This window comes from Peribacillus simplex (assembly GCF_030123325.1).
Lineage (GTDB): Bacteria > Bacillota > Bacilli > Bacillales > DSM-1321 > Peribacillus > Peribacillus simplex_D.
In genome coordinates this window covers 3,702,549-3,720,728 of sequence record NZ_CP126106.1, presented here as the reverse complement: position 1 = coordinate 3,720,728, position 18,180 = coordinate 3,702,549, and the positions used below count along the sequence as shown (strand labels likewise).

18 protein-coding genes and 1 riboswitch are annotated in these 18,180 nt (G+C 39.9%); of the genes, 16 read left to right on the top strand and 2 right to left on the bottom strand.

Annotated elements, in window-relative coordinates:
• Positions 1-4: 4 nt before the first annotated feature.
• The 8 genes from rluB (at position 5) to QNH43_RS17485 (ending at position 9,088) form a co-directional block, all read left to right on the top strand.
• Positions 5-745, top strand: coding sequence for a 23S rRNA pseudouridine(2605) synthase RluB (gene rluB, locus QNH43_RS17520; protein WP_034308106.1), 741 nt, complete (start codon positions 5-7; stop codon positions 743-745).
• 208 nt (positions 746-953) lie between these two features.
• Complete coding sequence (resA, locus tag QNH43_RS17515; protein WP_283915096.1) at positions 954-1,484, top strand: thiol-disulfide oxidoreductase ResA; 531 nt, start codon at positions 954-956, stop codon at positions 1,482-1,484.
• 18 nt (positions 1,485-1,502) lie between these two features.
• Complete coding sequence (gene resB, locus QNH43_RS17510) at positions 1,503-3,152, top strand: cytochrome c biogenesis protein ResB (protein ID WP_283915095.1); 1,650 nt, start codon at positions 1,503-1,505, stop codon at positions 3,150-3,152.
• Entirely contained in the window at positions 3,145-4,323 is a 1,179-nt protein-coding gene (gene ccsB / locus QNH43_RS17505) for a c-type cytochrome biogenesis protein CcsB (protein WP_076365578.1), read from the top strand. Before resB ends, ccsB begins: the two co-directional genes overlap by 8 nt.
• Positions 4,324-4,619: 296 nt before the next feature.
• Entirely contained in the window at positions 4,620-5,336 is a 717-nt protein-coding gene (locus tag QNH43_RS17500; RefSeq protein WP_076365580.1) for a response regulator, read from the top strand.
• Positions 5,333-7,126: an ATP-binding protein gene (locus QNH43_RS17495; RefSeq protein WP_283918391.1), complete on the top strand. Its 1,794-nt coding sequence runs from the start codon at positions 5,333-5,335 to the stop codon at positions 7,124-7,126. The genes QNH43_RS17500 and QNH43_RS17495 overlap by 4 nt, the downstream gene beginning before the upstream one ends.
• 212 nt (positions 7,127-7,338) lie before the next feature.
• A complete protein-coding gene (gene sigX / locus QNH43_RS17490; RefSeq protein WP_076366315.1) occupies positions 7,339-7,899 on the top strand; it encodes an RNA polymerase sigma factor SigX in 561 nt (186 codons plus the stop codon).
• Positions 7,865-9,088 (top strand): hypothetical protein, encoded by a 1,224-nt coding sequence (locus QNH43_RS17485; RefSeq protein ID WP_283915094.1) that lies wholly within the window; start codon positions 7,865-7,867, stop codon positions 9,086-9,088. The genes sigX and QNH43_RS17485 overlap by 35 nt, the downstream gene beginning before the upstream one ends.
• An 86-nt stretch (positions 9,089-9,174) precedes the next feature.
• On the opposite strand, the gene serA is transcribed toward QNH43_RS17485, so the two are convergent.
• Complete coding sequence (gene serA, locus QNH43_RS17480; protein ID WP_283915093.1) at positions 9,175-10,749, bottom strand: phosphoglycerate dehydrogenase; 1,575 nt, start codon at positions 10,747-10,749, stop codon at positions 9,175-9,177.
• A 308-nt stretch (positions 10,750-11,057) separates the two neighbouring features.
• Positions 11,058-11,194: riboswitch (FMN riboswitch) on the top strand.
• Positions 11,195-11,358: 164 nt separating this feature from the next.
• Here serA and QNH43_RS17475 point away from each other — a divergent pair.
• Positions 11,359-11,940, top strand: coding sequence for an ECF transporter S component (locus QNH43_RS17475; protein ID WP_283915092.1), 582 nt, complete (start codon positions 11,359-11,361; stop codon positions 11,938-11,940).
• A gap of 141 nt (positions 11,941-12,081) precedes the next feature.
• On the opposite strand, the gene QNH43_RS17470 is transcribed toward QNH43_RS17475, so the two are convergent.
• Entirely contained in the window at positions 12,082-12,330 is a 249-nt protein-coding gene (locus QNH43_RS17470) for a ferredoxin (RefSeq protein WP_034308087.1), read from the bottom strand.
• Positions 12,331-12,620: 290 nt separating this feature from the next.
• On the opposite strand from QNH43_RS17470, the gene QNH43_RS17465 reads away from it, so the two are divergent.
• From QNH43_RS17465 to QNH43_RS17435, 7 genes are all read left to right on the top strand, one after another.
• On the top strand, positions 12,621-13,682 hold the full coding sequence (locus QNH43_RS17465; protein ID WP_283915091.1) for a YpbB family protein: 1,062 nt from the start codon (positions 12,621-12,623) through the stop codon (positions 13,680-13,682).
• Positions 13,683-13,684: 2 nt separating this feature from the next.
• Positions 13,685-14,038 (top strand): DEAD/DEAH box helicase, encoded by a 354-nt coding sequence (locus QNH43_RS17460; RefSeq protein ID WP_283915090.1) that lies wholly within the window; start codon positions 13,685-13,687, stop codon positions 14,036-14,038.
• A gap of 23 nt (positions 14,039-14,061) precedes the next feature.
• On the top strand, positions 14,062-15,198 hold the full coding sequence (locus QNH43_RS17455; protein ID WP_283915089.1) for a RecQ family ATP-dependent DNA helicase: 1,137 nt from the start codon (positions 14,062-14,064) through the stop codon (positions 15,196-15,198).
• Positions 15,188-15,814: a CPBP family intramembrane glutamic endopeptidase gene (locus QNH43_RS17450; RefSeq protein ID WP_283915088.1), complete on the top strand. Its 627-nt coding sequence runs from the start codon at positions 15,188-15,190 to the stop codon at positions 15,812-15,814. The genes QNH43_RS17455 and QNH43_RS17450 overlap by 11 nt, the downstream gene beginning before the upstream one ends.
• The gene (locus QNH43_RS17445) at positions 15,792-16,571 is read left to right on the top strand and encodes a LysM peptidoglycan-binding domain-containing protein (protein WP_283915087.1); all 780 of its coding nucleotides are present in this window, start codon (positions 15,792-15,794) and stop codon (positions 16,569-16,571) included. The genes QNH43_RS17450 and QNH43_RS17445 overlap by 23 nt, the downstream gene beginning before the upstream one ends.
• Before the next feature lie 143 nt (positions 16,572-16,714).
• Positions 16,715-17,173 (top strand): YpbF family protein, encoded by a 459-nt coding sequence (locus QNH43_RS17440; RefSeq protein ID WP_283915086.1) that lies wholly within the window; start codon positions 16,715-16,717, stop codon positions 17,171-17,173.
• A gap of 95 nt (positions 17,174-17,268) precedes the next feature.
• On the top strand, positions 17,269-18,084 hold the full coding sequence (locus QNH43_RS17435) for a metallophosphoesterase (protein ID WP_283915085.1): 816 nt from the start codon (positions 17,269-17,271) through the stop codon (positions 18,082-18,084).
• Positions 18,085-18,180 lie beyond the last annotated feature (96 nt).

Below are 18,180 nucleotides of genomic sequence, written 5' to 3'. Positions count from 1 at the left end.
ATAGATGGAACGATTACAAAAGGTGATAGCACATGCTGGACTGGCTTCCCGCCGTAAAGCAGAAGAGTTGATTTTAGAAGGTAAGGTAAAAGTGAACGGCAAAGTAGTGAAGGAATTAGGTGTGAAAGTTGGGCCTAATGACAAAGTTGAGGTTAATGAAGTCCCGCTAGAAAAAGAAGCCCCGGTTTATTTCCTATTCTATAAACCGCGCGGTGTAATTTCGGCAGTTTCTGATGATAAGAATAGAAAAGTAGTAACTGACTTTTTCCCTTACATCAATGAACGGATTTATCCAGTTGGCCGCTTGGATTACGATACTTCGGGCTTATTGATTTTAACCAATGACGGGGAATTTGCAAACACGTTAATGCATCCGAAGCATGAAGTGGATAAAGTGTATGTGGCAAAAGTGAAAGGGATGCCTTTGCGTGAAAGCTTGAAAAAGTTGGATAAAGGTATCAAGTTGGAGGATGGCAAGACTGCACCAGCCAAGACAAGGGTATTGTCTACCGACAAGAAGAAGGAAACGGCGATAGTTGAAATCACAATACATGAAGGCAGGAACAGGCAAGTCCGCCGGATGTTCGAAGCGATTGGCCATCCCGTCATTAAATTGAAGAGGGAACAATATGGTTTCTTGACCTTGGACGGTTTAACAGCAGGAGATTCCCGGGAGCTGACTCCACATGAAGTTAAATTAATGCGGACTTTAGCAACGACCGAACCTAAACAGCGGAGAATGTAAGAAAGAATTTTTCCTGTATTAATAGGTTGAAACCACTGCCCCATTCTTGCCCTGGAAGAATGGGTGGTGGAAAACAACCTATAAATACCTTTTCCTTCATGAATCAGGAAATAATGTCACAAAACCTTCAGAAATGTAAATAAAAAGGACATGGCGTTAAATGGTATAATGGTATGGTTAAATTTAGTGTGGCCTTAGGAGGATCTCTATGGATAAAAAGAAGCGACGCCTAATTAGCAGAACCATCATTCTCCTGCTTTTAGGTGCAGCTTTAGTGTTTGCCCTTTATACGAACTTCACTAAAGATAAGAATGAAAGCCTGAGAAAAGGATCCGATGCACCCAATTTCGTCTTGACTGATATGGAAGGCAAAGAGCATAAACTTTCCGATTACAAGGGAAAAGGCGTCTTCCTGAACTTTTGGGGTACATATTGCAAGCCGTGTGAATACGAAATGCCTTATATGGACAATCAATATAAAAACTTTAAAGAGCAGGGCGTTGAAATATTGGCGGTTAATGTCGGGGAATCTGACTATGCTGTCAATAATTTCATTACAAAGCATGATCTGACCTTTCCTGTCATGATCGATAAAGGTAGGGAAGTGGAAAATGCTTATCGCGTGGATATATTGCCTGTCACCTTTTTGGTCGATAAAGAGGGGAAAGTGATAGATATCATCACCGGAGCTTTGACAGAAGAGAGCATCCAAAAGCATATGGAGAGAATTAAACCATAATATTGGGGAGTTTTTGACATGAAAGAAGTAAAATGCGATTGTGGTCATATAAATCCGTTTGGCACAAAGATTTGTGGGAAATGCGGGATGGTGCTCGGTAACGAAAGAGAAAACAAGCTTATTGATATGAGATATGAAGGAAGTGCCAGGCGTTCACAAACATATAAAAAAACGATCATCGATAAAATATGGAACTTCTTTTCTTCCGTTAAGGTAGGGGTGACGCTCATTGTCATTGCCTTGATCGCTTCAGCTATCGGGACGATTTTACCTCAGGAAATGTACATCCCTTCGACAGCTACGCCTGCAGAGCATTATGAACTGGAATACGGCTGGTTCGGAAGAGTGTATTATGAACTTGGATTTCATAACTTGTATAGTTCATGGTGGTATTTGATTATCATAGGCATGCTGGGCATATCACTATTGATTGCCAGTATCGATCGGTTCTTTCCATTATATCGATCGTTAAAAAAACAAGGGGTCACACGTCATGACGGTTTCATGAAACGTCAGCGGATTTATGGGGTGACAAAGCTTGAAGACCAAGATATAAACCTTGAAGAAGTAAAGGATAGACTAAAAAGGCAGCGTTATCATATACGGGAGGAAAACGGTCATATACTTGCTGAAAAGGGTCGTTTTTCACGTTGGGGACCATATGTAAATCATATCGGACTTATCATTTTCTTAATTGGAGCATTATTGCGTTCCGTCCCTGGGATGTATATCGACAAAGTGCTTTGGCTGCGTGAAGGCGAGAGAAAAGAAATCCCGGGTACAAATGGTGAATATTACCTCCAGAATAATGAATTTACCTTAGAGGTGTATGACAAAGAGAATGAAGAAGATGAGCAGTACAGTGCTGCAATTGATAAAACCGGTACGATCGCAAAAACCTATCAATCCGATGTTACATTGTATGAGCGCAAGGGAGATACCTTACCAGGGGAAAAAGTGGACCTTGATAAGATTAAAGATTATAAAATCAAAGTCAATGAACCTCTGAAACATGATAATTATGCCCTCTACCAAGTAGACTATAAACTGGATGAGCTCAGTACGATGGCTTTTAATTTGATAAATAAAAAAACCGAAGAGAAATATGGAAGCTTAAAGGTTGATTTGAACAATCCACAAAAGAAATACGAGTTGAAAGAAGGATATTCCGTTGACTTGATCAGTTACTTCCCCGATTTCGAGTTCGATGAAAAAGGTGAACCTAGAACGATGTCGAAGATTCCGAATAATCCGGCATTTATCTTTAAAATGCATACTCCGGATAAGCCAGAGGGTGAGGTCAGTTTTGTAGCAATCAAGGAGACTGTGGAGCCTTTAGGGGAAAACACCTATAAAATGGCTTTTAATGGTGTGGAAACCCAAGATGTCACGGCTTTGACCGTCAGGAAGGATTTAACGCTTTGGATCCTATTCACGGGTGGAATCATTTTCATGATCGGAGTTGTCCAAGGGTCTTATTGGAATCACCGGCGTATATGGATTAAGAGGAAAGATGATGAGATATTAATGGCCGGCCATACAAACAAAAACTGGCACGGGATTAAAAGAGATATAAAACAAGCGATAGAATCAACATCACTTTCCGAACCGATGGATCAACTTGAAGATGAGAAATCTTCTAGTAAGGGGGAAGTTTTAAATGGCTGAATTAAGCAGTAACTTTTTATATGCAGCTTTCTTATTATATCTTGTCGCTACCTTTTTATTTGGGGGATCGATCAAGGATAAACGCGGAGCGGAGGAAAAGAAACAAAACAAATGGGCTAAACTGGGCATTTTCATCACCATTCTCGGTTTCGCGGCGCAAATTGGGTATTTCATCACAAGATGGATTGCTGCCGGCCATGCCCCGGTAAGTAACCTGTTTGAATTTACGACCTTTTTCGGAATGATGCTGGTCGGTGCTTTCATATTAATTTATTTTCTTTATAAAACACCTGCCCTTGGGCTATTCGCTTTACCGATTGCGTTATTGATAATCGCTTATGCAAGTATGTTCCCTACAGAAATTTCGCCACTCATTCCTGCTTTGCAGAGCGATTGGCTTCATATTCATGTAACGACTGCAGCGGCAGGACAGTCGATCCTAGCCATAAGTTTCGTTACTGCCATCATTTATTTAATCAAATTCGTCGATCAGACACAATCAAGCAAAAGAACGTTCTGGCTTGAAGGCATCATGTTCACATTAGTCTGCACCATTGGATTCGTCATCATCACTTCTTCTTTTGCTGCGATGGATTATAAGGCGAATTTTGATTGGGTCGACAAAAACGGAGCCGAGGTCAAACAGGAATTCAACCTACCGGCATTGGTTGGTCCCAATGAAGGGAGACTGATCGAGACTGATCGATTTGAACCACTGGTGGACATGCCTCCATTGATCAATGCCAAGAAACTGAATACTGTACTTTGGTCATTCGGTATGGGGCTCGTCTTGTATGGTTTAATAAGGTTGATTGCTCGCAAAAGAGTGGCAGCATTGATTAAACCGATCGTTAAAAATGTGAATTTGAATTTATTGGACGAGATTAGTTATCGTTCGGTCCTTATCGGTTTTCCGATTTTTACACTCGGTGCCCTCATTTTTGCAATGATCTGGGCTCAAGTGGCCTGGACACGATTCTGGGGCTGGGATCCGAAAGAGGTCTGGGCACTGGTTACTTGGTTGTTTTATGCAGCTTTCTTGCATCTGCGAATGTCAAAGGGATGGCAAGGGGAAAAATCAGCTTGGCTTGCCGTCATCGGTTTTGCCATCATTATGTTTAACTTGATATTCGTCAATCTTGTTATCGCTGGTTTGCATTCATATGCTTGATTCTGTATTGTAATATTTAGATGAAGGGGGTCTTTTGATAGAAACGTCGAGGAGTTGGCTTATCGATTTTTCTAGAGAATGATCCCTTTTTCAGTCAATTCCATTAGTAAGGATTTTTCTGCGAAATAGCATTTATGAACTTTTAGTGAGCGGTCGAAGTCTTTTTTTTGTGACAAAATGGTGAAAGGTTCATGAAAGCCATGGAAAATTGGCTCTTTATCGTACTTTGTAAGGAAAAAGTATTAGTCATGGAAGTTTTCATTTTGTAGAATATATGATAGGAGGCTGATTACATAATGTATAATGCTATAAAAATTCTCGTGGTGGATGATGAGGAAAGAATCCGCCGGCTGCTAAAGATGTATTTGGAAAGAGAAGAATACATAATCGATGAAGCAGAAAATGGAGATATGGCTTTAACAAAAGCCCTTGAAAATGATTATGATTTAATTTTATTGGATATTATGATGCCTGGTAAAGATGGAATCGAAGTTTGCCGTGAATTAAGGGAAAAGAAGACGACACCGATTATCATGCTGACTGCTAAAGGGGAAGAAGTGAACCGCGTTCAAGGATTCGAAGTGGGGACCGATGATTATATCGTAAAACCGTTCAGTCCCCGTGAAGTCGTATTAAGGGTTAAAGCTTTATTACGTCGATCTTCAAGCACTAGTTTTATGCAGACGGAAACGACGGCAAAAGATGTGATCGTCTTCTCACATCTAACCATTGATAATGATGCCCACCGTGTACTTGCTGATAACAAAGAGGTTTCATTAACACCAAAAGAATATGAATTATTATATTTCTTGGCGAAATCCCCAGATAAGGTTTTCGACCGGGAGCAATTGTTAAAAGAAGTGTGGCACTATGAATTCTTTGGGGATCTTCGAACTGTTGACACGCATGTTAAACGCCTACGTGAAAAATTAAACCGCATATCCGAAAACGCAGCCAAGATGATTGTCACTGTTTGGGGTGTAGGTTACAAGTTCGAAGTCATTAATGACTGATGCTATGGGGCAGTGTTGTAGGGAAGCTATGGGCAACGATCCTATTGCTCGTGTCGTTTGTATTAATTGTTTTAACCGTTCTGCTGGTCGAATTCTTTGAGAATTTCCAGATTGAAAATATTGAAAATGATTTAACCAAAACTGCTGAACAAATCATTAAGGTAACCAATGAACATCAGGGGTCCAGCAATGAGGTTTTACAAATAGCTTCGGAATTAATAGGCAATGAATCGAAAATGATCATTCTTAATGATGACAAAATGATATTCTCATCAATCGGAGGAGATAATGAGTTCGAAATCACGCCGGAACTCATTAAAAACGATTCCGAATTGATCAAGGTTTTTACGGAAAGAAAGACTGTAAAAAAGGAAATGGCGCTATCAGATGATGCAGGCAATGAGGAATTGTCCGCAATCGTAGTAGGGATCCCACTTGAATTGAATGGGGAACAGGATGAAGTATTCCTATTTCAATCGTTGGAGTCCATGGAAGAAACCACAAAATCAACTACACAGTTCATTTTATTGGCAGCAGGCATCGCCATTATTTTGACAACGATTTTTGCTTTCTTTTTATCTACCAGAATCAATGCCCCGTTGGTGAAGATGAGGGAAGCCGCACTAGCGATTGCCCGGGGGAAATTTGATACAAAGGTTCCAATCTTGACCCAAGATGAGATCGGTGAGCTTGCCATAGCGTTTAACCAGATGAGAAAACAGCTGAAATTCAATATGAATGCACTTAGTCAGGAAAAGGAACATCTTTCAAGCATTCTTAGCAGTATGGCAGATGGGGTCATTACCTTCAATAAAGATGGCACAATTCTCGAAACGAATCCGCCAGCAGAAAGGTTTCTGCAATCCTGGTACTTTGAAAAGGGCTATAACCGGGAGGATAATGGAAATGTCCCATTGGTTTTGATGAATCTTTTTGATGAATCAGAGTCCTTCGATAAGGAGCAAGTCGGAGAAATTACTTTGCAGGGCCGTGATTGGGGATTCATTGTCAGTCCGCTTTATACAAATGCCGACAATATTCGTGGAGCGGTGGCCATCATACGGGATATGAGTGATGAAAGACGCATGGACAAACTTAGGACTGATTTCATAGCGAATGTCTCCCATGAGTTAAGAACGCCGATTTCAATGTTGCAAGGATATAGTGAAGCGATTGTAGATGACATTGCGAGCAGTGAAGAGGAAAAGGTGGAAATGGCCCGCATCATCTATGATGAGTCATTGAGAATGGGCCGTTTAGTGAATGATCTCCTCGATCTAGCTAAATTGGAATCGGGTAAAATGAACCTTAGCTATGAATGTGTACCTATTTCTCCTTATTTAAAGAGGATTACTAGTAAGTTTTCCGGACTGGCTAAAGAAAAAGGGATCACAATATCAGCCAGCATGCAAGACGATCAAATTCAATGGCATTTCGACCCGGACCGCATTGAACAGGTTTTGACCAATTTAATTGATAATGCGATTCGTCATACTCCTCCGGGCGGTAACATTGATGTCATTCAGAGGACAAGTGATCGAAGGGGGCTGATCATTGATGTGAGGGACTCTGGATCTGGAATCCCCGAAGAAGATTTGCCTTTTGTATTCGAGAGGTTTTATAAAGCGGATAAAGCAAGGACCCGCGGCCGTTCGGGCACCGGGTTGGGTTTGGCAATCGTAAAAAATATAATCAATGCCCATGATGGCTTCATTTCGGTAAACAGTTTACCTAATAAAGGGACGACGTTCAGTTTTATCCTGCCTCGAATTATGGAAAATGCTGAATGACGGGTGGCTTGCCAAAAAATCTTGTTTCATCAGGAACTGAGAAGACAAAGGCAATTGGATTTCCTTCCAACTTGTCTTTGTTTTTTTTAGGAAACAAAATAGAAGTCTCTGATATGTGGAAATTAACGGAATTTTATAATAAGATTAATTCCGAAGTATGTAACTTTTGTATAGGATTGACGACTATATTTATGAACGGATGTGGGGAAATGATGGATTCCGTTTTCCACGATCTTTATGAAAAATATCATCAGGAAATATATCAATTCATTTTTTATATGACTAAAAATCGAGAAACGGCTGAGGACCTTGTTCAGGAAGTCTATATCCGGGTGATGAAGGCCTATGAACGCTTCGAAGGAAAAAGCAGTGAAAAAACGTGGATGTACTCGATTGCAAGAAATGTGACGATTGATTACTTTCGGAAACAAAAAGGGTGGAAAGATAAAATCTTTCCTAACTTTGAGTGGGATAGGCAATCGATAAAAGATAAAGAGCCCCTTCCGGAAGAAGTGGCTATCATGAACGATGAAATCCAAGATATTTATCAATGCTTAAACCGGTGTACAACGAATCAAAGATCCGTCATCATTTTACGATATATTCAGGGATTGTCCATTACGGAAACCGCTGAAGTATTGAATTGGAGTGAAAGTAAGGTAAAAACGACCCAGCACCGTGCTTTGAAGGCTATTAAAAAGTTGATGGAAGACTTATCAGGAAAGGAGGGCCACCGCATTGAGAAGATCCCGTTGGAAAGAAAGCGAAATTGAAGACATGCTGCGCGAGCTTCCGAAATTAAAAGATGACCGAACCAAGGCAGAGGTGTTTGCGAGAATACATGATAAGAAGAAAAAGAAACACTGGATACCTCTATTTGTGGGTGTTGCCTCCTTATTCTTAATGGCTGTTTTGGCATCATCTTTAATTATTGATAAAAAAGGAACGACAAGTCAAGAGGATAGCGGCAGTAGTGGGAAATTATCCATATCTGAAAATAAGGAAATGGCGGATCTTGAACGGCAGGATGCAAGTAACAAAGAAAATCATTCAGCAGATAAACAGGATAATCAAAAGTTTTCCAGTAAGCAAGCGGAAATCGAATCTAAAAACAAGGTTTCGGAAATGGAACCCCGAAAAGGGGCAAAGGAAAAAACATTTGCACGAGCGATCTATCAAGATGACCTTAAAAATGCATCGATCATAACGATGGGTGTCCCAGATGATCAAATGAATTTCATCGTTCCCATTTCAATTAAACTCAAACATTATGACGAAAGTGATAAACTGAATCAGTTAGTTAATCAAATGTCCGATATGGATGAGGAGCAGTATGGGCTATCTGACTATTTTCCACTAGATATAAAGATCAGCCAAGGAAACGATATGACCGCTGCTCATATTGATTTTCAAGGAAAAAGCCGACTATTGGATGAAGATACACTTTTTCTCCATTCGATGGAGGAAACGCTTTCCTATAACAATATAGAGAAAATGACATTTTCTACAGATGGTAAGCAAGGTGCCATGTTTGCGCACGCGGGATATTTAAAGGAGGTGGATATACCTCATCAAAAAAATCGCACATACTTTCTTTACCAAAGGGATGAGTCCTCCCCAAGGTTCCTTGTTCCAAGCAATATGGGTTATCAGGACTTTGAGGAGGCGCTGCAAGCTGGAAAAGGGGAGGCGGACATCGAGGGTATTTCACCTGCAATCCCGCATGACCTGAAATGGGAAAGGGTAAGCTCTAATGGAAATCTTGTGATCATTCAATTATCAGATCAAGCTGCCATTGAAAATAGTAAGGAATCCCTTCAAGCTTTAGAAGCCATACTCTTCATTGCCAAGGATTTTGGTTTTGAAAAAGTGAAGTTTGAAAATGCCCCTATCGAAGAGGTAGGCCAGCTGAATTTGACTGAAGATATATCGGTGCCCAAAGCACCGAACCAAGTGAACTGATGGTGCGATAAAAACACCCTATGGTTGGCAAAAGCCCCTTGCATTCACGGAAAAAGTGCCCGCGCTGGACGGGCACTTTTTTCTTCTTATAATGAAATATGGGCCATGAATGTAATTTCGTCTGTTTCCATTAGAAATTGTTTCATGTTGTCTTCTAATGGTAAATCAAAGCTCAAAACCATGATGGCTTCCCCGCCAGCTTCTTTTCGGCCAACCTGCATGGTGGCGATATTCACTCCGTGATCACCTAGGACCTTACCTACGTTACCGATTACACCAGGTTTATCGGTATGCTGGATATAAAGTAAATTCGCTTCTGGATGAAAGTCGATTTTGAAACCATTCAAACTTACAATTCGAGAACCGTAATTTTCGATATAGGTTCCACTGATTGTTAATTCACGGTTGTCACCTTTTACTTTAAGGCTGATCAAATTCGAGTAACCTAAAGAGTCAGTAGAGATTTTTTCACCAACGGTTATGCCACGCTCTTTTGCGATCAACAAGGCATTCACTTCATTGACAGATGCATCAACTCTTGATCTGAAAAAGCCAGAGATTAGACTTTTTGTAAGAATCGCTGTATCGAAATCCAATGATTCTCCTGCATACGTAACGGAGATTTCCTGAATTCCTTCATTCATGCACTGGGAAGCAATGGATCCCATTTGCTGAACAAGTTGATAGAAAGGCTGTACCTTTTCAAACACTTCTTTAGATATGGCTGGAAGGTTGATTGAACTTGAGACTGGATTTCCTTCAAAATAGGTCAATACTTCTTGGGCAACCTGTACCGCAACATTTAATTGGGCTTCTTTCGTGGAAGCACCAAGATGCGGTGTAGCAATGACGCTATCCAGTTCAAGCAGTTTATGGCCAAGCGGGGGTTCTTCGACGAAAACGTCCAGTGCCGCCCCTGCAACATGTCCTTCGACCAACATTTCATATAAATCATCTTCGTCCAGAATTCCACCACGGGCGCAGTTTAGTACATATACCCCCTTTTTACAGGTAAGCAGCCTTTCTTTATTGATTAATCCTCTAGTATCATTCGTTAGTGGTGTATGAACAGTAATGATGTCTGCTTTAGGAAGCAATTCATCTAACGGCAGGGCCGTTACGGACATTTTCTTTGCACGATCGACAGTCAGGAACGGATCATAGACGATGACATCCATGCCAAACACTTTAGCACGTTTTGCAATTTCCCCTCCGATACGTCCAAAGCCAACTATACCTAATGTTTTACCACGGAGTTCAGTTCCCGTATATGAAGAACGTTTCCACTCCCCATTCTTCAGTGAAGCATAAGCTTGCGGAATGTGGCGCACTAATGAAGCCATCATGGCAAATGTATGTTCAGCTGTTGAAATGGTATTGCCGTCAGGTGCATTAACCACGACAATCCCGCGTTTTGTCGCCGCGGGGATGTCTATGTTATCAACACCGACACCAGCGCGTGCTATAATTTTTAACTGCGGCATACGGTTCATTAAATCTTCCGAAACCTTCGTTGCACTTCTCACAAGAATTGCATCGATACGATCAAGTTCGTTTGCGGCTTCCTCTACGGTTTTCTGAATGAGATGAATATTGGTTGCCTCTGATAGCGGTCCGAGTCCTTCTGGTTTAATGGCGTCTGCTACTAAAATCCGATACACGTCTAAACACCTTCCTAGGGAAAAAAATTATCTTAAATTTCAGTTAATTTTACAATTGAAACGTTGAATATGTCAATTTGGCTTATCTGGATGTAAGCGCTTAATAATATGATTTTCCTCTGATCATTTGATTGATATCGTGATATAAATGGCTTTGTCTTCGTTTGCATAATATAAAAAAATTTTCGCTATTTGTTTTAAACCATTCACTGCGACGATCGATATTCATCCTAAATGCATCAACTGAGAAAAAATGCTATCAAAAAAAAGGAAGTTCAGATATAATGGGAAGTATAAAAATTTTATAGGTCTATCTTCGGGGCGGGGCGCAATTCCCCACCGGCGGTAATGAAGAAATTCCTTCTTCTAAGCCCGCGAGCCTTACAAGGCAGGATTTGGTGTGATTCCAAAGCCGACAGTATAGTCTGGATGGGAGAAGATGGAGGTTCCTGAGTGCGTTTCAACAGTTATTTGCTGAACGTTTGTTTGATGTAACCTTTAATTTATCCCTTTAATTCTATTGGAATTAAAGGTTTTTTATTGAGCATCAACATATTTTGGGACCCAAACCTCTTTTTCAGGTAGATCGGAAAAGAAGGAGAGAGAACTATGAATAAGAACAAAGTGAAAAAAACGGTTACACTTGCGATGATGGGAAGCATTTCTTATTTGTTGATGCTTTTAAATTTCCCGTTTCCAGGATTCCCGACTTTTCTCAATGTCGATTTTAGCGACATACCAGCACTGATGGCGGCATTGATTTTCGGTCCTATGGCTGGAATTCTAGTCGAGTTCATTAAAAACCTATTGGATTTAGTCATGACAGGGACCTTGACTGCTGTACCTGTGGGGCATATCGCTAATTTTATAGCCGGAATACTGTTTGTCTTGCCAACTTATTATGTATTTAAGAAAATCAATTCAAAAAAAGGGATGACGTTCGCCTTACTTGCGGGGACAGTTTCCATGGCAGTATTCATGAGTGTTTTAAACTATTTTGTCTTTTTACCGGCATATACCTTCTTTATGGGATGGGATGCAATGTCGGCGCCCGAGTCAAGAAAGTTCGTTACGACGGCAATCTTGCCTTTCAACGTGATTAAAGGCGTGCTCATTACATCAGTATTCATGTTGCTGTTCATTAAATTACAGACATGGATCAATAAGCAAACATTATATAAAAATGCTTAACGGCATTGACGATAGAAATGAAAAAACAACCGGATATCCATATTCGGTTGTTTTTTTATGTTTGCTTCTTTTGTATGGCAAGATGTAATCCGACATTGGCCAAAAAAAAAAGCCATTCTCGATTGAAAATGGCTTGTACGGTTATTCGAATTTTAATGCGTCTCCGTCAAATGCCTCGTCAGCAACCTTAATGGAATCCGTTGGACATCCTTCGAATGCATCCATCATGTCGTCTATAAGTACATCTGGAATTTCAACGATTCCTTCGTTATCGTCAAGGGTAACAAATGCAATCCCTTCGTCATCATAATCATATATATCTGGTGCCGCTGCTCCGCAAGCTCCACAAGCTATGCATGTTTCTTTATCCACAATAGTAAATTTAGCCATGAATATAACCCCTCCTAAGTTGATTAACAACTGATAATCTTTTTATTTCAGATTATTATCTCTTTCTTATTGTAAGACCGAATGCCAAACTTTTCAATAGAAATTGTATTGATAATAACTATCATGTAGCTTAATGTCAACGAAAAACATTGAAATAATTAATTTGGTTCTTTCCAGGGTTCGTCATTTAGTCACATAATTTCCCTTGTATTCATCAATAATAACGGCGGTTTTTGCAGTTTTTTGTTACAATGGGGTTATTGGTTAAATGAAACAAGGATGTGAGTCCCATGAATAATTATCTACAGGCCATCATTCTATATGCGATAAAAAAATTTCAAGGCGAACGTTCCATTTATGCTATATACCATATGCTGCAAGGTAAGAAATCGTCACAAACAATCCAGGATGCCCATTTATTCGGGTTAACGGATATTTTTGGGACAATACCTCGATTTACCCGTCAGCAATTAAATCAAAACATTGAACATTTACTTAAGCATGACATGATTCATTTAACGGATAAATCAGATGCGTATGAAATTAGTTGGCAAGGTGAGGGAATGTTAGGCGATTACTTTAAAAATAATCCTTTTCCGACGCATATAAATGGTTGGAAGTATCACAATATCACCCCGGTTTTCTGGGGAAGATTAAACTTACTCATTCAAACCATATCCCATATTGTCCACAATGAAAGACGTTTTTATCCGATACAACGAAATCCCAAAATCCAATTCTTCGTAAAGGAATTTTTACATGTCAATCGTCAGGACCGAGCGGTGATTGCCCAACATCTTTATGATGAATTGATATCCCTTTTAGAAAGTCAAAGTGATATGAAACGAGACATTTTCATTTTAAAATTAACCGGAATAAACAGGATTGGACTTACGTTTGAACAGATTGCAAAAAGGAAAGATGTAGAAGAAGAGTATGTTCGCTTTACATTCCTTGACTCATTGCATCAAATGCTTGCAGAAATGGAAACGGGAAAGGATTACCCTCTCTTGTCCTCATTAACCAATGATTGGAAAAGAAGTGGGAATCCTCAATTGACACAATCTACAAAGACAACTTTACGATACATCCAGGAAGGGAAAAATCTGGGTGAAATAGCTGAAATCCGCAGATTGAAGGTCAACACCATCGAAGATCACCTCGTGGAAATTGTCTTATCGGAAAAAGATTTTCCGATTTCCGATTATGTAACTATCGAGGATGAGAGGAAAATTGCTGAAGCTATTAAGGAACTTGGTACGAAAAAGCTTAAAGCAATCAAGCAGATGGTCGATAATAAACAAATAAGCTTTTTCCAAATAAGACTTGTACTTGCGAAAATAGGTGAGTGATGATGAACATAGAACGAGTCCTCAAAGAAAAATTCGGATTTGATGAATTCCGCCCTGGACAAAAGGAAGTGGTTGAATCATTGATGTCCGGACGTCATACCTTAGCGATGCTCCCAACCGGATCAGGTAAATCATTATGTTACCAGCTGCCTGCTTATCTTTTAAATAAGACTGTCCTAATTGTCTCCCCGTTATTATCTTTAATGCAGGATCAAGCAGATCAGCTGAAGCTGAGTGGCGAAAAAAGTGTATTGACCCTCAACTCTTTTTTGACGCTAAATCAAAAAAGGAAAGCTTTCGACCGGTTACATAGTTATCGTTTTATCTTTTTATCTTTTTATCCCCTGAAATGCTAAGCCTGGATGGTGTGATAAAATCCTTGAAATCCATAGACATAGGTTTATTCGTCATAGACGAAGCACACTGCATCTCACAATGGGGGTATGATTTCCGTCCGGATTATTTGAATTTAGGAGAAGTGAGGCGTGAATTGGATAATCCGTTGACTCTTGCCCTGACGGCAACTGCAACCGATGAGGTCCGGAGGGACATCGTCGGTAAACTCAACATTGGGCAGGCCGAGGAAATGGTCTCATCTGTTGATCGGGAAAATATTGCAATTATTGTCGAGCGAATGTTCAGCTACGATGAGAAGCTAGCCCGTGTGCTGGAACTTGTCAGGAAATTTACCGGAAGCGGGATTATTTATTTTTCCTCTAAAAAAGTGGCGGAATCAGTCACTGGGTTTTTACAGGATAATGGGATTGATAGTGTCAATTATTATCACGGTGGAATGGAGCAGGAACAAAGGATGCTCATTCAGCAGCAATTCATTTCCGGCCAGTTGAAAATTATATGTGCAACAAGTGCTTTTGGAATGGGTGTGAATAAATCGGATGTCAGATATGTTATTCATTTTCATATCCCGTCCACGATGGAGGCATATCTTCAGGAGATAGGCAGGGCTGGCCGAGATCGGAAACAAAGTGTGGCTGTCTTATTATATAGCGAAGGGGATGAAGGGCTTCCCCTGCATTTGATGGAGCAACAGTTGCCTACGGATTCGCAAATCGATGGTGTGTGTACTTTCCTTAATGCAACACACAAAAATATGGCGAATTTGACCCTCTCGGAAAAAGATCAGCTGTCTCAATCCTTTTCGTTGAACGAAGTCCAGCTCCGTTTTTTTATGCAGTTTATCACGGGCAATAACCTGGATCAAATGGCAGAGATGAAAGAGTATTGTCAAAAGAGAAAATCAAGGAATCAGGAAAAGCTGCATAAATTCCTTCACTGGATATATGCACAGGAATGTCGCCGTTTAGGGATACTGGACCACTTTGGAGAAAAGCATCGGGAAGTGAACCCCATCTGCTGTGATATCTGTGGGATGGATGTCGAAAAAATGGCTGATGTATGGCCGGAAGTCAAGGTGGAACCGGTCAATTCCTTTTCAACTTGGAAAAAAGAATTGGCTTATATCTTATTAAAGAAGGAAAATGGCAATGAAAAATAAGCAAGCTGAAATGATAAAACAACTTACAGATAAACAGTTGTTATTTAATTTGTTTCTTACACAAATTATTCTCTTAACGTTAGCCATCTTTTTAGGTATTATTTTATTTAAAGACCGTTCAGCTTTTTTCGACTTATTTAGCTTTGATGACCTGAACATTTTGCTTATTGGAGTTCCTGCTGGAGTCATTGTCGTGTTAATTGACATATTGTTTATGAAAGTGACACCATCTTCCTATCAGGATGATGGTGGTATTAACGAACGCATTTTCAGTAATTTGTCATACCCGATGATTTTTGTCGTAACTTTAGTTGTTGCGATAAGTGAGGAAGTATTATTCCGTGGAGTGCTGCAAACACATTTTGGTTTGCTGATTACGAGCCTCATATTTGCCGCCGTTCATTATCGTTATCTTTTTAATTGGTTTTTATTTTTAAATGTTTTGGTTTTGAGCTTCTTTATCGGTTTTCTATTTGACATGACTAATAATCTCATCGTGACGATAACCGCTCACTTTTTGATTGACTTTATCCTTGGTATTTTAATCAGGAACAAAAAGCAAAGAGGGTTTAGCAAGAAAGGGGGTGACTTGAATGAGCCGAGTGCAAAAGAGTGAAAAAGAAAACGATCAGGCTGGTGAACTCCGTTCGCGAATTGAACGTCAGAAGGCTAAGTCCTCATTGCCCAAGCGGAGCAAAGTCCACCAGAATAAAAAGAAAAAAAGTAAAGTGAAGAAATTCCCAATGATTCAATTGTTAGCATTATTTTTTATTTTACTTCCAATTGGATTTTATACCCTTTATACATATTTGCAGGATAGGCCTGTACCTGTTACGAAAAGTGACCAAGTCGTCTTTAGTGAGGAACCTGCTGAATCGATTCCAACTACAGCTACTGCAGATGATTTAAAGGAAAAAGAATCGTCAAAGGCTGAAGCGGAGAAAGAAAAAGAAGAAGCTAAAGTTAAAGCGCAGCAAGAAGCTGAGGAAAAAGCCAAAGCGCAGCAAGAAGCTGAAGAAAAGGCCAAAGCACAGCGAGAAGCTGAGGAAAAGGCGAAAGCGCAGCAAGAAGCTGAAGAAAAGGCGAAAGCGCAGCAAGAAGCTGCGGAAAAAGCCAAAGCACAGCAAATAGCTGACGAAAAAGCAAAGAAGGCAGAATCAGAAAAGAAAAAGGCTGCCGATCAAGCTGCGAAACCGGATAAAGAGGGATATAAAGTAGTCTTACATACTGTTCAAGGTGAAGAAACATTATTTCGCATTTCCATGAATTACTACAAATCACAGGAAGGGATTGCTCTGATCAGGGAGTGGAACGGGCTGAATGGCAATGAAATTTCCAAAGGTCAGGTATTGAAAATTCCTATCAAGAAATAACGATGGCACTCTGTCTTTATAGGCAGGGTGTTTTTAAAATTGTTTTGTCTTAGTTCAGTATGAAGGTAAACGTGACAGGTACTTTATCATTTTTTCCTCTATTCTTTCATATCATGATTTGAAAGAGCAGAGGAGGAAATGCGATGGAATCGACAATCATTTTATTGGATGAAAAAACGGATCAAGCAACAAAGCAAATGCTGCAGAATGTCGTGGATCGAAAGAAAAAATTCGAGGCACTTAAAAAGAAGCACCTACAAAGCTTATGGGCAACCATGATTGTTGCTTGCCTTTTTATGATTTATCTATATTTTTATATCGTTGTACCTTATTCCTATTCCTTTTTCAGTATGTTTAGTGTTTTCGTCGACCATTTTAGCCATTTCCTTTTTTTGGCGGCAGCAATTGGGCTATATGGCTATATGGTATTAATTAAAAAAAAGCTTGATAAAGCTGAGAAGGAGTTTCAACTGCTACGCTGTGAAATCATTAATAAAAGTAAGCAATTGTGGGAAAAAGAGGAAGAATGGAAAAACCGCCATAAGGTTTTTGAAATGATGAAGAAGAATTATGATATTAACTTATATCATGAAAATAAATAATGATCGCGTTAAATCATATTTAATTGCGGGTAATATGGTTTTATGGTTATATGAAAGTACGTTTGGGATAAGGATGGAAAGAAGGTTTAACTAAGATGTTATGGTTATCTGGATTATTTTTAGTCATCATTCTGCTGTCATTTGCCATGCTCATTTACATGTGGCGTACGGCTATGCAAGATAGGGTGATTTTTCAAGATTTATATTTCAAAGACTTTCCTGAAGGCTTTGGAGATGTTCGGATTTTTTTTATATCCGATCTTCATCGGCGGATCGTTGCGGATAAATTAATTGAGGAAGCTCGTGACAAGGCAGATTTGGTGATAATTGGCGGTGACATTAGGGAAAGCGGGGTTCCCTTAGAACGTGTGGAAAAAAATATATTGAAACTAAAAGAACTTGGTCCCCTTTATTTTGTTTGGGGTAATAATGATTATGAAGGAGACTTCCATGAACTGGATGCGACTCTTTTGAAACATGGTGTGAAAATCCTTGATAATACAGCTGTTTCTTTTGAATCTCAAAATGGCAGCAAAATCGCTCTTCTGGGCATTGATGATATATCGGAAGAACGTGATAGGCTTGACCTTGCCCTGTCTGATTGCGGGAATGAAGATTTCCGGATTTTGGTGAGCCATAATCCATTGGTCAAGAAACAGTTGACTCCGGAACACCATATTAGTCTTGTCCTGTCAGGTCACACCCACGGCGGGCAGATTCGTATATTCGGATTCGGGCCCTATCAGATCGGCAGCATTGACAAAGAAGGGGACTGTTTATATATGACGAGTAATGGCTATGGGACAAGCGCAGTGCCTTTAAGGCTTGAGGCTAAGCCGGAAACGCACCTCTTCACCCTGAAAAGGGGGACAGACACTGAAATAGGCGAAGCTGTGGAAAAAACCTATTAGGCTGCTAATAAACGAGCATATCGGAATTTTACAGACCGTGAAAAATCCACTATAATTTCAACAAATGATCGTACAGTTATTGGAGGCCTTGTAAAA

Coding starts and splice junctions, on each gene's coding strand:
- rluB (WP_034308106.1), top strand. CDS start 5: ATGGAACGATTACAAAAGGTGATAGCACATGCTGGACTGGCTTCCCGC.
- resA (WP_283915096.1), top strand. CDS start 954: ATGGATAAAAAGAAGCGACGCCTAATTAGCAGAACCATCATTCTCCTG.
- resB (WP_283915095.1), top strand. CDS start 1,503: ATGAAAGAAGTAAAATGCGATTGTGGTCATATAAATCCGTTTGGCACA.
- ccsB (WP_076365578.1), top strand. CDS start 3,145: ATGGCTGAATTAAGCAGTAACTTTTTATATGCAGCTTTCTTATTATAT.
- QNH43_RS17500 (WP_076365580.1), top strand. CDS start 4,620: ATGTATAATGCTATAAAAATTCTCGTGGTGGATGATGAGGAAAGAATC.
- sigX (WP_076366315.1), top strand. CDS start 7,339: ATGGATTCCGTTTTCCACGATCTTTATGAAAAATATCATCAGGAAATA.
- QNH43_RS17475 (WP_283915092.1), top strand. CDS start 11,359: ATGAATAAGAACAAAGTGAAAAAAACGGTTACACTTGCGATGATGGGA.
- QNH43_RS17470 (WP_034308087.1), bottom strand. CDS start 12,330: ATGGCTAAATTTACTATTGTGGATAAAGAAACATGCATAGCTTGTGGA.
- QNH43_RS17465 (WP_283915091.1), top strand. CDS start 12,621: ATGAATAATTATCTACAGGCCATCATTCTATATGCGATAAAAAAATTT.
- QNH43_RS17460 (WP_283915090.1), top strand. CDS start 13,685: ATGAACATAGAACGAGTCCTCAAAGAAAAATTCGGATTTGATGAATTC.
- QNH43_RS17450 (WP_283915088.1), top strand. CDS start 15,188: ATGAAAAATAAGCAAGCTGAAATGATAAAACAACTTACAGATAAACAG.
- QNH43_RS17445 (WP_283915087.1), top strand. CDS start 15,792: ATGAGCCGAGTGCAAAAGAGTGAAAAAGAAAACGATCAGGCTGGTGAA.
- QNH43_RS17440 (WP_283915086.1), top strand. CDS start 16,715: ATGGAATCGACAATCATTTTATTGGATGAAAAAACGGATCAAGCAACA.
- QNH43_RS17435 (WP_283915085.1), top strand. CDS start 17,269: ATGTTATGGTTATCTGGATTATTTTTAGTCATCATTCTGCTGTCATTT.